This is a genomic window from Kitasatospora sp. UYEF31 (assembly GCF_057291755.1).
The window spans coordinates 26,142-40,911 of sequence record NZ_JBXAWK010000008.1; the positions used below are offsets into that span (position 1 = coordinate 26,142).

Below are 14,770 nucleotides of genomic sequence, written 5' to 3' on the forward strand. Positions count from 1 at the left end.
CACTCAATGATCCCGGGTCCCCGGGTGCTTGGCGCACCGGGGAGGGGCTGCACGTGTAAGCGCAACCCCTCACCCGAACGTCAGCGCCGCAGGAACGCCCACGCGTCCGTGATGATGTCCGTCAGTTCCGGCCGCTCAGGGACCCAGCCGAGCTCCCGCTGCGCCTTCGCGCCCGACGCCACCAGGACCGCCGGGTCACCGGGGCGGCGCGGGGCCTCGACCTCGGGGATGGCGTGCCCGGTCACCCGGCGGCACGCGTCCACGACCTCCCGGACTGAGAACCCGACCCCGTTGCCGAGGTTGCAGATCCGGTGCGTGCCGGGCACGCCCTTCTCCAACGCGAGCAGGTGGGCCCTGGCCAGGTCCACCACGTGGATGTAGTCGCGGACGCACGTGCCGTCCGGCGTCGGCCAGTCGGAGCCGCAGACCTTGACGTCCGTGCGGCGGCCCGCCGCCACGGCCAGGACCAGCGGGATCAGGTGGGTTTCCGGGTCGTGCAGCTCACCGACCCGGCCTTGGGTTCCTCCGTACGCCCCGGCGACGTTGAAATAGCGCAGGCTTGTCGCCGCCAGCCCGTATGCGGGGGCGTAGGCGGACAGCAGGTGGTCCACGGCGAGCTTCGACGCACCGTAGGCGTGCCCGGGGCGGGTCGGGTCGGTCTCCAGGATGGGCGTGCGCTCCGGCTCCCCGTAGGTCGCGGCGGTGGACGAGAACACAAACCGCCGCACGTCCGCCGCGCGGACCGCGTCGAGCAGCGCCATCGTGCCGCCGACGTTGTTGTGCCAGAAGTCCTGCGGATCGCGCACCGAGTTCGCGACCACCGAACGGGCGGCGAAGTGCAGCACCCCGTCGAAGAAGCCGCGCTGGAGGACCTCGTGGGAGTTGCGGATGTTCTCGACGACCAGCTGCGCCTTCACCGGGACCGCCTCACGGTGCCCGGTCGACAGGTCGTCCAGGACCGTGACGTCGTGCCCCGCGTCGAGCAGGACCGCGGTGGTGATCGAACCGATGTAGCCGGCGCCGCCGGTGACCAGCAGTCTCATTGGATGTGAACCCTCCCCTGAGCAGTGGGATGAGCCATGGGATGAGCCGTGGGACGGGGCGTGTGCGTCCGGAAACCCCGTCCCAGCACCCTCGCACGGCCGATCGGCTGCGGGGCGGAATCGTCACTCATTCAGCAGGACGGGTGACTCCACGGTGACGCGCCCGCCCGGCTCAGGACCGCAGCAGTAGCGCGCTGTCCCCGAACTCGTGCCACAGGTATCCGCCCGGCACCGCTGCGGCGTACGCCCGCTGGACCACCTCGGGCCCGGCGACCGCTTCGAGCAGCAGCAGGTGCGACGCCTCCGGTTCATGCCATCCGGTGACGATCCCGTCGACGTTCCTGACCGGATTGTCCGGACCGAGTACGGTCTCAGTCCACCCTTCGGGACCCGGGCTTTCCAAGGCTCGGACTACCGTCGTCCCCACCGCGATGACCCGGCCGCCGGCCGCCCGGGTGTCCGCCACCAGACGCGCGGTGGACGCCGGGACCTTGAACCGCTCCGGCTGCGGCGGCTCGTGCGCCTCAAGCGAGGAAACCCCGGTGTGCAGGGTGATCGGGGCGACCGCGATGCCCCGGGTGATCAGGTCGAGCACCAGATCCATGGTGAACGGACGTCCAGCGCTGGGCATTTCGGCACTGGCCCGACCGTCGGGACCGGTCCGGGCGAACACAGTCTGATAGTCCGTCAGCGGCCAGCGTCCGGAGACGTAGTCGTACGCGATCGGCCGGCCGTGCCGCCCGAGCCACTCCGGTACGGCGAAGGACGGCTGCGTCGTCCACAGTCGGGGCGAACTTCTATAAGGCGCCCGGAGCGTGAGCACGGAACCGTCCGGCAGCGTGAAGTTTTCCCCGGAGTACGCGCCGCTCAACGGACCCGGACCGCTCGCCGGACGGGGTTCGACCACCCACGTCCCGTCGTCCAGGTCCGTGGAGAAGTGGATGAGCGCGGGACGGCCGTCGCCGCGCACGGCGTCCACGGCGGCGGGCAGCGTCGCCGAGGTGTTGACCACCACGAGGTCGCCGGGGCACAGATGGTCGCCGATCCGGTTGAACGACGTGTGCGTGACCGCGCCGGGCGAGCCGACCAGGAGCCGGACCCGGTCCCTGGCTGTGCCTGACACCTCCGGCGGTTCGACGGCGGAGAGCGCGGGGGGGAGGGTGAAACGCGTACTGGGCAAGGCGAGTGTCGTCATGTCAGATCTCCCAACAACTTCAGTGACCCGGAAACTCAAGTAGTGCGGTGACTCGGTAGTGCGGTGACCCGGAAGTCCGGTGACTCAGTGGCCCAGCAGTTCGGCCGCGCGGTACCGGCCGTTCGCGGGCGGTGCGTCGAGCAAGCGCAGGAAGGCCGGGACGACGCTCTCCGGAGTGGGCCGGTCGGAGATGTCCTCGCCCGGGTAGGCGTCCTGGTGCATCTGCGTCCGCATGTCGCCGGGGTCGACGGAGAACGTCCGCAGCTTCGGATGCTCAGCCGCCAGCACGGCGATCAGCTAGTCGAAGGCGGCCTTGGTCGCGCCGTACAGGCCCCACCCTTCGTACGTCTCGACGGCGGCGTCCGAACTCACGCTGACGAGCGTCCCGGAGCTGGCGCCCAGGAGCGGCAGGACCAACTGGGTCAGCGCGAGCGGCCCGAACACATTGGTGCGGAAGGCCGTTTCGACCGCGTCCTGCGAAATGGCGTTGACCTGCGGCAGCGGGCTCGGTCCCAGCGTGCCCGCGTTGTTGACCAGCAGGTCGAGCCGGCCGACGCGGTGGACGGCGCTGGCGAGCTCGGCCCGGTGGGCGGGGTCGGAGATGTCGCCGGGGAGGACGGTCACCTCGGCGGCCTCCTTCCGGAGTGAGATCGCGGCGATGTTCAGGGCCTCGGTGCCGCGGGCGTTCAGGACGAGCGTCCAGTGGCGTTCGGCGAGGGCGCGGGCCAGGGCGAGACCGAGGCCGCGGGAGGCTCCGGTGATCAGGGCTACAGGCATGGTGTGAACTCCCAGGAATCGGTGGTGTTCTGCTTGTTTCCGATCCTGCAAGTTGAACTAGGGTTCAACTCAAGGCTTGCGCGGGGGAGATTTCCAGAAGGAGCAGTCGTGAAGGACACAGACCTGCTGACGGTCAGCGAGGTTTCGCACCGCAGTGGCAGTGCGGCCTCCGCTCTGCGGTTCTACGAGCGCGAGGGGCTGATCCACGCGCACCGGACCGCCGGGAACCAGCGGCGTTACGAACGCCACGTGCTGCGCCGCCTCGCGTTCATCCGCGCGGCGCGGAACGTGGGCCTGAGCCTGGACGAGATCCGCGCGGCCCTGGGCACGCTGCCGGAGTCGCGGACGCCGAACAAGGCGGACTGGACGCGGATCTCCCTGGCCTGGCGCGGTCGCCTCGACGACCGGATCGAGGCGTTGGTGCGACTGCGGGACGGCTTGGACTCCTGCATCGGCTGCGGGTGCCTGTCGCTGAAGCGCTGCAAGATGTCGAACCCAGACGACGCCGTGGCGGCGTACGGCTCGGGCGCGCGCTTCCTTCCCGCGGCGGTGCGGGATGAGAACGGCGCGAGCGCGCAGTGCGGCGCCACTGCGTCCGGTTAGCCCAGTCGGTGGTCATGCCGGGCCGTCCAGGTGACAGAGATGTCCAAATTGTAGGTTTTTTATAACTTAATACCGATTTGTTGTTATTTTCCGGACTCGCGGGTACTGATCGCCCAGACCGGCAGCTCAGGTACGACAAGCGGAGATGGCCATGACAGATCTGGATCGCAGAACCGTACTGAAAATCGGCACGGCCGCAGCCGCGGGGACCACTTTCCTCGCGTCATCGACCACTGCTCAGGCGGCGCCGGTGATGTCGGCCGCCGCCGCGGCGGACCCGGGGCTGATGACACTTTCCAAGGATCCGAACCTGACCTTTCAGACCCAGATGGTCGTAGGCGGCGAAAAACTGCGCCTCAACGTGCTCCGCGTCTCGGGCGAGGGGCGCTACAAGTTCACAAAACAGCCGCAGCTGACGACCCCGCTGACCCCCGCACAGATCGCCACCTGGCGGCTCAACAACGACTGGCTGGCGCTGATCGACTTCTTGGCCCCCGACCTCGGGCCGCTGACCGGCGGGGATGTCACGCACCGGCTCGACGGCTACCGCGAGCTCTACAGCGCGCCGCTCGTTCCGCTGCCCGACATCGCGGCCGGTTTCCAAAACAACGAGCGGTATGCCGACTTCTTCGTGGCCGGCCCCGACCCCACCAGGCTGACCAGGCTGACGAAGATCCCCGGCAAGTTCCCGCTGACGACCGCCCATCTGCGCTCGGTGAAGGAATTCGCCAGTGACAATCTCGCGACGGCGGTCAACGCCGGCCGCGTCTACTGGGTCGACTATGCCGGCACGTCGAGCCTGGTGCCCGGAAGCCAGGACGGAAAGCCGAAGTACACCTACTCGCCGATGATCGCGCTCTGTGTTCCGCCGGACGGCGGGGCGCCGCGACCGTTCGCGATCCAGTGCGGCCAGGATCCGGCGGGCCGCGAGATCTACACCCCCGCTGACGGGTACAGCTGGATGCTGGCGCGCAACTGTGTCCAGGTCGCCTACACCGTCCAGCACGAAATCATCGCGCACCTGGCCAACACCCACATGGTCGCCGACACCCTGTTGCGTGCCGCGCTGGCGAGCTTCCCGGCGAAGCACCCGGTCGCGATGTTCTTGGCCCGGCACTTCGAGGGAACGCCGTTCATCAACAGCCTCGTGCCGCCGATCCTGACCGATCCCGGCCGCTGGCTCGACCGCCTGTTCGGCACGGATATGCCGAGCATGAAGGCCTGGCTGGCCAAGGAGCGCGCGTCCTTCTCCTTCCGCGACAATTCCCTGCCCAACCGGCTCCGGCGGAACGCCACCGCGGACAACAAGGCCCTGCCGTACTACCCCTACCGGGACGACGGGCTGCTGGTCTGGAACGCCATCGAGGCGTGGGTGTCGGCATTCGTCGACGGCGTTTATCCCTCGGACGCCGCAGTACGCGCCGATGCGGCTCTCACCAGCTGGTCCAGCCGTGTCGCCGCGACCGGGGAGATCCGTGACTTCGGTGCCACACCCGGCGCGATCACGGACCGGAAGGACCTGATCGAGATCCTCACCATGACGGTGTGGACCGTCGGCCCGGAGCACGCCGCGGTCAACTTCCCGCAGCCCGACTACATGGGGTACACCCCGGCCTGCCCGACCGCGGGATTCACCCCGGAACCCCGTGGGAAGGGCCACAGTCAGCAGGACTGGCTGGACAACCTGCCGCCGATCGACCTGTCGTTGCTTCAGATGTGCATGATGGTCACGCTCGGTCAGGTCCACGACGTCGCCCTCGGCGAGTACGGCAACGACTTCACCGGGACAAAGGCCGAGGGACCTCTCCGGGTGTTCAAGCAGAAGCTCGCGTCGATCGAAACCGAGATCGGCCAGCGCAACAAGAGGCGCAAGACGCCCTACAACTACCTGACGCCGTCGCAGATCCCGAACAGCATCAACGTCTGATCCGAAGTGGATCCGGGACCGTCCCGGGTGTCGGTCCGAGTGCGCTGATGCGCACTGGGGCGACACCTGGGGCGGTCTCTTCTTGCTGAAGAGCCTCAGCCCGCCGTTGTGACCGGCGTCCGGCGGCGCGACAGCACCGGCCGCCGGACCGCCGGTGTGCGGCGGCCCGCCGCGCGGTGCGGCGACCCCGTACGCAGAACCGTGGTGCGGCTGACCACCCGCCCGCGGCGGAGCACGATGCGGTCCTCGGGTGCCGCGGCGATCGCCTCGGCGAGCGACGAGGCCCGTACGGCCAGCAGATCGGCCCGGAGACCCGGCTCAAGACCGGCCTCCGGAAGTCCCATCGCCCGGCGGGCGTGTGTACTGACGGCCGCGTACGCCTGATCGACCGTCAGCCCGGCGCAGGTGATCAGCAGCGAGGCCGTCTCCAGCGCGTCGGCCCGGCCCATCGGGTTCATGGAGTCCCGCAGGTGGTCGCCCCCGGCCGCCACCGGGATGCCCGCCGCGAGCAACGCCCGCACCGGCAGCGGCACACCCTGCTGACGCGGCCCCGCCGGCCAGTTCGGGCCGTGCAGCCGCAGTTGCGTCGACGGCAGGCCGATGACGCTCATCCCGGACGCTGTGATCAGCTCGGCGACCCGGGACAACGCGGGACCGCGCAGCAAACCGAGCCCGCTGACGTGGCTCGCGGTGACCGGCTGGCTGAAGCCGGAGGCGCGCAGCAACCGGGCCAGGTCGGCGACGGCGAGGATCCGCGGGTCGGGCTGGTCGTCCAGGTGCAGGTCCAGGCCCACTTCGGCGCGGTCGGCGAGGCGGAGCAGCGACCGGGTCTCGGCCCGTACGTCTTTCGCCCGGCCCGGCGAACCGCCGAGCAGGTCGGCTCCGGCGTGCAGCGCGTCCAGGATTGACTTCTCGTTCAGGCCGGGCTCGGCCACGGCGACGATCTGGAGGTCGATGGTCCGGCCGAACTCCTCGCGTAGGTCCCGCAGGCCCTCCACGGCACGGATCCCGGCCGGTGTGCCGTCGATGTCGATGTGGGCGCGTACGGCGGTCGTCCCGTGCGCGGCCAACGTGTTGAGCGCGGCCCGCGCCCGGCGGCGCAGGTCGTGGGTTCCGTAGTGGGCCGGCCACGCGCGCCAGGCGCGTACTGAGTCAGAGGGCCGGTCCGGTTCGACCGGCTGCCAGGTCAGTGCCCGATCCAGGTGGATATGCGGCTCAGCCGGCGCGGGCATCAATACGTAACCGGTCAGGTCGAGTGTCGAAGTGGTCGGATCTGGCATACCTACGGGCCGCACCTGCTTGACGCAGCCGCCTTGCAGGACCACGTTCCTGATCCGTCCGTCCGGCAGGGTCGCGCCGGTCAGCGTTGTCGTGTCTTCGCGCACAGCGTCTCCTCGGGCAGCGTGCCGGGTGGTCGCTTACTACTTTGACCGGGAGAGGTTGCCGCTCGGTTACTTGCGGGTTACATCAGCCGAGGTGTGTTTGAAACTGCTGAAGTGTGTTGATTTGCCTGGGTATTGCCTAGTGCGTAAAGAGTTTGCGCAACACCGGGAACCCGTTCGATAACGTCGCCTGCAACACAAGGAGACCCATGCTGATCACCGATGCGCATCCGTGGCCGACCGGCGAGACCGAGGCGCGGGCCGTGCAGGAACGGCTGCGGCCGTTGGTCGACACCGTCGGCCCGGGCCCGTCGACGGTCAGATACGTGGCCGGCCTTGATGTCGCCTACGCCGAGGACAGCGACCGGCTGGCGGCTGCGGTTGTTGTACTCGATGCGGCTTCTTTGGAAATCGTGGAAACGGCGACGGTCGTCGGCGTGGCCCAATTCCCGTACATCCCCGGGCTTTTTGCCTTCCGGGAGGCTCCCGCTTTGCTCAAGGCCCTCGAACTGCTCACCATCACCCCGGAGTTGCTGGTGTGCGACGGCCAGGGCCTCGCGCACCCCAAGCGGTTCGGGCTGGCCTGCCACCTCGGGGTCCTGACCGGCCTCCCGTCGATCGGCGTCGGCAAGACCGCGTTTGTGGGGACCTTCGAAGAACCAGGCGTCGTACGGGGTTCAGCAAGCGGTCTGCTGCTCGACGGTGACCTGGTCGGGCGGGTCCTGCGTACCCAGGACGGGGTCAAGCCGGTCTTCGTCTCGGTCGGCCACGCCGTCGACCTCGACACCGCGTGTGCGCATGTCCTGTCGCTGGCTCGGGAGTTCCGTCTTCCGGAGACGACCCGGGCGGCGGATTCGGCCTGCCGCCAGGCGCTCAAGGACGTTCAGCCTGACGTGCAGTCTGACGTTCGGTCAGACGTTCAACCGGACGGTCAACCAGACGGTCAACCAGACGGTCAACCAGACGTTCAACCGGACGGTCAACCGGACGGTCATTGAAAAACCCCGGCCCGCGTCGGTGCGGACGCGGACCGGGGCTCTTCCACCCGGTCAGCCGTCGCTGGCGATCGCGTTCAGGATGTTCAGCCGCGACGCCCGCAGGGCCGGCATCAGCGCGGCGAGCAGTCCGACCACCGCGGAGGCGATGGCCACCGTGGCGATCGTGCCCCACGGGATGACCAGGACGTCCAGTCCGGAGACGGCCAGGACCCGCTGGGCGGTGATGCCCCAGGCCATGCCGAGCACCAGTCCGATGACCGCGCCGAACACCGCGATGACCAGGGACTCCAGGCGGATCATCCGGCGGATCTGCCGCCTGCTGGAGCCGATCGCCCGCATCAGGCCGATCTCCCGGGTGCGTTCGACCACCGAGAGCGCCAGGGTGTTGATCACGCCGAGGATCGCGATGATGATCGCCAGGCCGAGCAGCCCGTAGATCATGTAGAGCAGTCCGTTGATCTGGTCCTTGACCAGCTTCTTGTAGTCGGCCTGGTCACGGGACTTGACCTGCGGGAACGGATCCAGGGACTTCTTGATCGAGGTGCCCACCGCGGCCACGTCCTGGCCCTTGGCCGCATCGGCGAACATGATGATGATCTGCGCGTTCGGCATGGCCTTGAGCAGCGTGTCCGCACTGAGCATGATCGCGTTGCCGTTGCCGACCGAGGCGCCCTTGGCCTGCTTGCGGATCGCGCCCACCGGGACCTTGACCGTCGGGCCGTCGGCGAGGGCGACCTCGATCTCGGAGCCGACGGTCAGGCCGTGCTCCTTGGCCCAGTCCTCGGGGACGATGGCCTGGTTCTTCTTCAGCGCCTCGTCACCCGTGCCCTTGATGTAGTCGGTCGTGATGGCACCGTCCAGACCGGGGTCGCTGCCGAACACTTCCTCCTCAAGCGGATTGCCGTTGCCGCCCTTGATCTTCGCCAGGACGCTGTACTCACGTACGACGTTGTCCACACCGGGGGTCTTCTTGACCGCGTCGGCGATCTCCGGAGTGAACGCTCCGGTCATCGACTGGACGGTGAAGTCCGCGCCGAAGGCCTTCTCGATCTGCTTGTCGAACGATCCGCTGATTGAGGAGGCGACCACCGACAGCGCGGCGACCAGCGAAACGCCGATCATCAGCGCGGCGGCGGTGGCACCGGTGCGACGCGGGTTGCGCAGCGCGTTCTGCCGGCTGAGGACACCGACCGGGCCGAACATCTTCGGGAAGCCGGCCGACAGGACCGGGACGATCAGCCGGGCCAGGACCGGGCCGAGCACGATGAACGCGATCATGGTGAACAGCACACCCAGGCCGAGCAGTTGGCCGCCGGTGCCGCCGCTGTCCGCGGTGGCACCGCCGATCAGGCCCACGGCGCCGATCAGGGCGAGCACGATGCCCAGGATCGTGCGCTTCCGCAGCGACTTGTGCGCCGGGGCGCCGGCCTCACGCAGGGCCGCCATGGGGGAGACCCGGCTCGCCCGGCGGGCGGGGATGTACGCGGCGAGGAGGGTGACGATGATGCCGACGACGTACGCGGCGATCGGCGCACTCGGGTTGATCACCAGTGAGGTGCCCTTGAGGTTCATCCCGAACGACGTGATCAGCGCCTTCAGTCCGAGGGCCAGGCCGATGCCGCCCACGAAGCCGAGGGTGGAGCCGACGACACCGAGGAGGAGTGCCTCCGTGAGCACCGACCGGTTGATGTCCCGGCGGCTGGCGCCGATGGCCCGCATCAGGCCGATCTCCCGGGTGCGCTGGGCGACCAGCATGGAGAAGGTGTTGAAGATCAGGAAGATGCCGACCAGGACGGCGATGGCGGCGAAGCCGAGCAACGCGTACTTGATCACGTTCAGGAACTGGCCGATCGAGTTGGCGGCTGACTTGGCGGCCTCCGCGTTCGTCTCGATCTTGTACGACTGCGGGTTGCCCAGGGTCTGCGCGACCGTCTTCTTGAGCTGGTCGTCGGTCGTTCCGGGCACGGTGTCCAGCGCGACGGAGGTGACGACGTCCGGCTTGCCGAGCAGTTTGCCGGCCGCTGTCGACTCGTCGAGGAACACCAGGGTGGCGCCCGGGTTCGTCGTCGTGAAGGTGGCGATTCCGACGACCTTCACCTCGAAGCCGCCGGGCGCGGCGATGATCCGCAGCGTGTCGCCCAGCTTCACCTTCTTGTTCTTGGCGGTGTCCGCGTCGATCACGGACTCGTTCGCGCCCTGCGGCGCGTGACCACTCGTCAGCTTCACCGGGCTGCGGTCCGTCTGGTACCAGGTGGTGCCGATCGTCGGCGCGCCGCCCGCCGGGCCGACGGACTTGTTGTTCTTGTCGACGACGGTGAGATTCTCCACCGAGACGTCGCCGTGCGCCTTCTTGACCCCGGGGACCGTGCCGAGCTGCTGCACCAGGCTGGCCGGCAGCGTCGAGGTCTGGCCGTTGCGGGCGAGTCGATCGGCGTCGAACTCGGATTCCGGTGAGACCGAGACGTCCGCGGCCGTCGACTTGAACAGGTCGTCGAAGGTCTTCTGGATCGTGGCGGTGAACACCAGGGTGCCGGCGACAAAGGCGACCGACAGCATCACGGCAAGGGCGGACAACACCATTCGGCCCTTGTGGGCCAGGAAGTTCTTAAATGTGGCTCTCAGCATGACCTGCCCCTTACTGCTTGCGCTGGCGGTCGAAACGCTTCATGCGTTCGAGCACCGCGTCGGCGGTCGGGCGCAGCATCTCGTCGACGATGCGGCCGTCGTCCAGGAACAGGACACGGTCGGCGTACGACGCCGCGGTCGGGTCGTGCGTGACGATCACGATCGTCTGACCGAGCTCGGTGACCGAGTGGCGAAGGAAGTTCAGCACCTCGGAGCTGGAGTGCGAGTCGAGGTTTCCGGTCGGCTCGTCACCGAAGATGATCTCCGGTCGGCTCGCGAGCGCCCGGGCGCAGGCCACCCGCTGCTGCTGGCCGCCGGACAGCTCGGTCGGGCGGTGCTTCAGCCGGTTGCGCAGGTCCACCGTGTCGATGACCGTGTCCAGCCACGCCTTGTCGGGCTTCCGCCCGGCGATGTCCATCGGCAGTGTGATGTTCTCGTACGCGGTCAGCGTCGGCAGCAGGTTGAACGCCTGGAAGATGAACCCGATGTTGTCCCGGCGCAGCTGGGTCAGCTGCTTGTCCTTGAGCGAGGTGATCTCGGTGTCGCCGATCCACACCTGCCCCGCGGACGGGGTGTCCAGGCCGGCGAGGCAGTGCATCAGCGTGGACTTGCCGGAGCCCGACGGGCCCATGATGGCGGTGAACTGGCCGCGGCCGATCTCCACATCCACATTGTCCAGGGCGACGACCCTGGTCTCGCCGTCCCCGTACGCCTTGGTGAGCTGGCGGGCGGCTGCTGCTACACCGGCGCCCTGTGGCTGAGTTCCGGTCGTGTCGGCCATGGCCGTGGTCACGGTGATTCTCCCCGCGGTCAGCCGGACAGGGCCCGGCGTGAAGGTTGTTGACGCACCGTCCGGAGTCTGCGCCGGCGGGCTGTGATCACCGTACGGTCCAGGCGGTGTCCGGCGGATCGTCCGAGGGGTGTGACCGGACAGTCCTACGCAAGGAGGACCGGTGACCGCCTTGTCACTCGTTTCCCGTAGGGGGTGCCCTGATCTTCCGCCCCGAGGCTGACCCTGCCGATGAGGGTGCGGTCTGCGCATGATGGTGGGATGACAACTTGGGACGACTTCGCCAAAGCCGAGCCTGACCTCGAAGAGGCGGTACGGACCCGGTTCGGCAAGCAGAAGCACCACATCCTCGGCACCCTCCGCAAGGACGGATCGCCCCGGCTGACCGGTTTGGAGGCGCACTTCCGCAACGGGCAACTGCTGCTCGGCATGATGCCCGGCTCGCTCAAGGCCCGCGACCTGCGGCGTGACCCGCGATTCGCGGTGCACGCGAACCCGGGCCCGGACGCCGCGATGGCGGGCGGCGACGTCCGCGTCTCAGGGCGGGCCGTGGAGCTGACCGACCCCGCTGAGAAGTCAGCCTACCTCGCGGAGGGCGATCCGGCCGGGCCCTCGCACTACTTCCTGGTCGACGTCACCGAGGTGATGCGCACCGCCATCGACGGTGACGAGCTGGTCATCGAGACGTGGAAACCGGGCGGTCCGGTCCGCACGGTACGCCGGAATTAGCCGGAGGGGCGGCCACCCGGGCGCCCCTCCCGCCTTGCTTACCCAGTGGCGGCACTCCCGCCTTACTTACCCAGTGGCGCCATCCGCGCCTTGCTTACCCAGTGGCCGCGTTCGCGCGCTGCTTACCCAGTGGCCGCGTTCGCGCGCTGCTTACCCAGTGGCCGCGTTCGCGCGTTGCCGCTGGACGAACAGCCCCACCACGACCCCGACCACCGCGACCAGGAGCATCAGCCCGGTCTGGATCTCGAAGGCCCGGCTGAAGCCGCCCACCGTCGCGTCCGCCGGACTGGTGCCCGACTTCATCAGGTCCTTGGTGTGTGTGGTGGCGATGGTCACCAGGACGGCGATGCTGACTGCCGCGCCGATCTGCTGACAGGTCGTCACCATGGCCGAGGCGAGCCCGCCGTCGCTCTCGCCGACACCGCCCGTCGCCACCTGCATCAGTGCGACGAAGGCGAAGCCGAGGCCGGCACCGGTGATCAGCAGCGCGGGGGCCAGACCCGTCCAGAACCCGCTGTCCGCGTGCAGCCGGCCGAGCAGCCACATCCCGGCCGCCGCGACGGCCGGGCCGACGGACAGCGGGATGAGCGGCGACTTCTTCTCCAGGAACTTCGAGGAGACGCCTGCGCCGACACCCATGCCGAGGCTGAACGGCAGGAACGAGAGCCCGGTCCGCAGCGGACCCCAGTGCTGCACGTTCTGCATGTACAGCGTCATGAAGAAGAACATCGCGAACAGCCCGCTGGAGGCCAGGAAAATCATCAGCTGGGCGCCGAGGATGCTGCGCATCTTCAGCAGTGCCCGGGGGATGAGCGGGTCGGCCGCGGTGCGCTGGCGCAGGGCGAACCCGGCGGCGAGGACGGCCGCGCCGACCAGCCCGAGGACCGTACGGGCCGACGTCCACGCGTGGTTGCCGGTCTCCACGACCGTGTAGACGAGCAGCAGCACCGCTGATGTGCCCAGGAGGGCGCCGGGCAGGTCCGGGGAGTTCCCCCGTACGTCCGGAACGTCGGCCGGGAACACCCGCGGGATCGCGATGAGGGCGAGCAGCCCGATCGGCAGGTTGATCAGGAAGATCCAGCGCCAGTCGGTCAGTTCGACCAGAGTGCCGCCGAGCAGCAGGCCGGTGGCCGCGCCGACGCCGGTGAGCGCGGCCCATACGCCGAGGGCCTTCGCCCGCTCGGCCGGGTCGCGGAAGACGGCGAGCAGGATCGACAGTGCCGCGGGGGAGAGCAGCGCCCCCGCGACGCCCTGTATCGCGCGGGCGCCGATCAGGACTTCGGCGTTCGGTGCGGCCCCGCACAGCGCGGAGGCGGCGATGAAGCCGATCAGGGCGATGGTGAACAGCCGCCGCCGGCCGAGGCGGTCGGCCAGTCGGCCGCCCAGGAGCAGGAAACCGCCGAAGGTGAGGAAGTACGCGTTGGTCACCCAGGTCAGCCCGCCGGTTGAGAAGTCGAGGGACTTGCCGATATGCGGAAGGGCGACGTTGACGATCGTGTCGTCGATCAGGAGGACGAACTGGGCGACGCAGACGAGGAGGAGGACCAGCTTCTGGTTGACCCGCCCTCCTGACCCTGTGGTGGGAGCGGAGCCGACGGTTGTGGCAGACATCGCGTTCTCTCCTGCGCTTGGAGAAATGACTTCTACGATTGTAGAGAATTCTTCGCCAACTGTTAACGATTGGTGCATGCTGCTTCTATGCAGGACAAGAGCGAGGCCGCAGACGTGACATCCCGTCGGCCCGACCGCCGCGTCCTCCTCCTTGACGCGGCGATCGGGCTCACCGCCGCGCAGGGGCTGCGGGGCGTCACCCACCGGGCCGTCCAGCAGGAGGCGGGACTGCCGCACGGGTCGGTCACGTACTACTTCAAGGACCGGCGGCAGCTGATCGCGGCCATGGTCGAACGGGCCGCCGAACGCGACAAGGAGGCCGTCTCGGCGATGGTCCACACGTTGCTCATGGCGCTTGTGGGCACCGCTGACGCACCCGACTACGAGGACCTCGCGAACCGGTTCCGGGTCTGGCTTGAGGACGGCCGGGAGGTCCATCTCGCCCGGATGGAACTCGACCTCGAAGGCGCCCGCGACCCGCAGCTGATGGCCCTCATGAGCCTGGGGGCGGCCGAGTTCTGGAAGGTCGGCGAACTCATCGCCGCGGCCCGGGGGGTCGCGGACCCGGCGCTGGACGGCCGCATCCTGGTCGCCATGCTCCTGGGGCTGATGACCGACTACTTCACCCGCACGCCGCCGGACCCCCGGGTGCTGTCCGCGGGGTTGCGGCGGGCGGTGGAATCGTTGCGGCTCTGAGCCGGCCGGCACCGCCGGGGCCGCCTCGCTGGGGATGCGTTCCTGACGCGTCCTGACGGCAAAAAGAACCGGCCTCCCTGAAATGTGTCAGGAAGGCCGGTTCTCTACTGTGCGCCGCCAGGGACTCGAACCCCGGACCCGCTGATTAAGAGTCAGCTGCTCTAACCAACTGAGCTAGCGGCGCGTGCTGGCGTGCGGCACCTTGCGGTGTCGTGCGCTTGCGGAAGAGACATTACCAGGATCGGCCGGGGATCCGGAAACCGAGTCCCGACGATTGCCCAAGAGGGGCGGAACGGGCGGATCGGACGTTGATCCGGTTGGTTGTGCGTGCCGCCTGCGGGCTTGCGGCGGCGGGAGGCCGCGGACAGGACGCGGGTGAGGACACGGGGAGGAC

11 protein-coding genes, 1 tRNA gene and 1 pseudogene are annotated in these 14,770 nt (G+C 68.7%); 5 read left to right on the top strand and 8 right to left on the bottom strand.

Annotated elements, in window-relative coordinates:
• Positions 1 to 80: 80 nt before the first annotated feature.
• From galE to AC0Z36_RS05975, 3 genes and pseudogenes are all read right to left on the bottom strand, one after another.
• The gene (gene galE / locus AC0Z36_RS05965; RefSeq protein ID WP_485461630.1) at positions 81 to 1,043 is read right to left on the bottom strand and encodes a UDP-glucose 4-epimerase GalE; all 963 of its coding nucleotides are present in this window, start codon (positions 1,041 to 1,043) and stop codon (positions 81 to 83) included.
• Between the two features lie 172 nt (positions 1,044 to 1,215).
• The gene (locus AC0Z36_RS05970) at positions 1,216 to 2,238 is read right to left on the bottom strand and encodes an S-adenosylmethionine:tRNA ribosyltransferase-isomerase (protein ID WP_485461631.1); all 1,023 of its coding nucleotides are present in this window, start codon (positions 2,236 to 2,238) and stop codon (positions 1,216 to 1,218) included.
• An 84-nt stretch (positions 2,239 to 2,322) separates the two neighbouring features.
• Positions 2,323 to 3,015, bottom strand: a pseudogene (locus AC0Z36_RS05975) (SDR family NAD(P)-dependent oxidoreductase).
• A gap of 108 nt (positions 3,016 to 3,123) precedes the next feature.
• Here AC0Z36_RS05975 and soxR point away from each other — a divergent pair.
• Positions 3,124 to 3,618, top strand: a complete 495-nt coding sequence (gene soxR / locus AC0Z36_RS05980; protein WP_485461632.1) for a redox-sensitive transcriptional activator SoxR — start codon at positions 3,124 to 3,126, stop codon at positions 3,616 to 3,618.
• 151 nt (positions 3,619 to 3,769) lie between these two features.
• Positions 3,770 to 5,545: a lipoxygenase family protein gene (locus AC0Z36_RS05985; protein WP_485461633.1), complete on the top strand. Its 1,776-nt coding sequence runs from the start codon at positions 3,770 to 3,772 to the stop codon at positions 5,543 to 5,545.
• A 95-nt stretch (positions 5,546 to 5,640) separates the two neighbouring features.
• On the opposite strand, the gene AC0Z36_RS05990 is transcribed toward AC0Z36_RS05985, so the two are convergent.
• Positions 5,641 to 6,930 (bottom strand): amidohydrolase family protein, encoded by a 1,290-nt coding sequence (locus tag AC0Z36_RS05990; RefSeq protein WP_485461634.1) that lies wholly within the window; start codon positions 6,928 to 6,930, stop codon positions 5,641 to 5,643.
• Between the two features lie 206 nt (positions 6,931 to 7,136).
• On the opposite strand from AC0Z36_RS05990, the gene AC0Z36_RS05995 reads away from it, so the two are divergent.
• The gene (locus AC0Z36_RS05995; protein ID WP_485461635.1) at positions 7,137 to 7,925 is read left to right on the top strand and encodes an endonuclease V; all 789 of its coding nucleotides are present in this window, start codon (positions 7,137 to 7,139) and stop codon (positions 7,923 to 7,925) included.
• A gap of 51 nt (positions 7,926 to 7,976) precedes the next feature.
• Here the strand turns inward: AC0Z36_RS05995 and AC0Z36_RS06000 are convergent, their stop codons facing one another.
• Both AC0Z36_RS06000 and AC0Z36_RS06005 read right to left on the bottom strand, forming a co-directional pair.
• Positions 7,977 to 10,550 carry an ABC transporter permease gene (locus tag AC0Z36_RS06000; RefSeq protein WP_485461636.1) on the bottom strand — a complete coding sequence of 858 codons (2,574 nt, stop codon included), beginning with the start codon at positions 10,548 to 10,550 and terminating at the stop codon, positions 7,977 to 7,979.
• Between the two features lie 10 nt (positions 10,551 to 10,560).
• Positions 10,561 to 11,331, bottom strand: a complete 771-nt coding sequence (locus AC0Z36_RS06005) for an ABC transporter ATP-binding protein (RefSeq protein WP_485461721.1) — start codon at positions 11,329 to 11,331, stop codon at positions 10,561 to 10,563.
• 270 nt (positions 11,332 to 11,601) lie between these two features.
• On the opposite strand from AC0Z36_RS06005, the gene AC0Z36_RS06010 reads away from it, so the two are divergent.
• On the top strand, positions 11,602 to 12,069 hold the full coding sequence (locus AC0Z36_RS06010; protein WP_485461637.1) for a pyridoxamine 5'-phosphate oxidase family protein: 468 nt from the start codon (positions 11,602 to 11,604) through the stop codon (positions 12,067 to 12,069).
• A 150-nt stretch (positions 12,070 to 12,219) separates the two neighbouring features.
• Here the strand turns inward: AC0Z36_RS06010 and AC0Z36_RS06015 are convergent, their stop codons facing one another.
• A complete protein-coding gene (locus tag AC0Z36_RS06015) occupies positions 12,220 to 13,680 on the bottom strand; it encodes an MFS transporter (protein WP_485461638.1) in 1,461 nt (486 codons plus the stop codon).
• Between the two features lie 87 nt (positions 13,681 to 13,767).
• On the opposite strand from AC0Z36_RS06015, the gene AC0Z36_RS06020 reads away from it, so the two are divergent.
• Positions 13,768 to 14,376, top strand: coding sequence for a TetR/AcrR family transcriptional regulator (locus AC0Z36_RS06020; protein WP_485461639.1), 609 nt, complete (start codon positions 13,768 to 13,770; stop codon positions 14,374 to 14,376).
• Positions 14,377 to 14,486: 110 nt separating this feature from the next.
• Here the strand turns inward: AC0Z36_RS06020 and AC0Z36_RS06025 are convergent.
• A tRNA-Lys gene (locus AC0Z36_RS06025) sits at positions 14,487 to 14,560 on the bottom strand.
• Positions 14,561 to 14,770 lie beyond the last annotated feature (210 nt).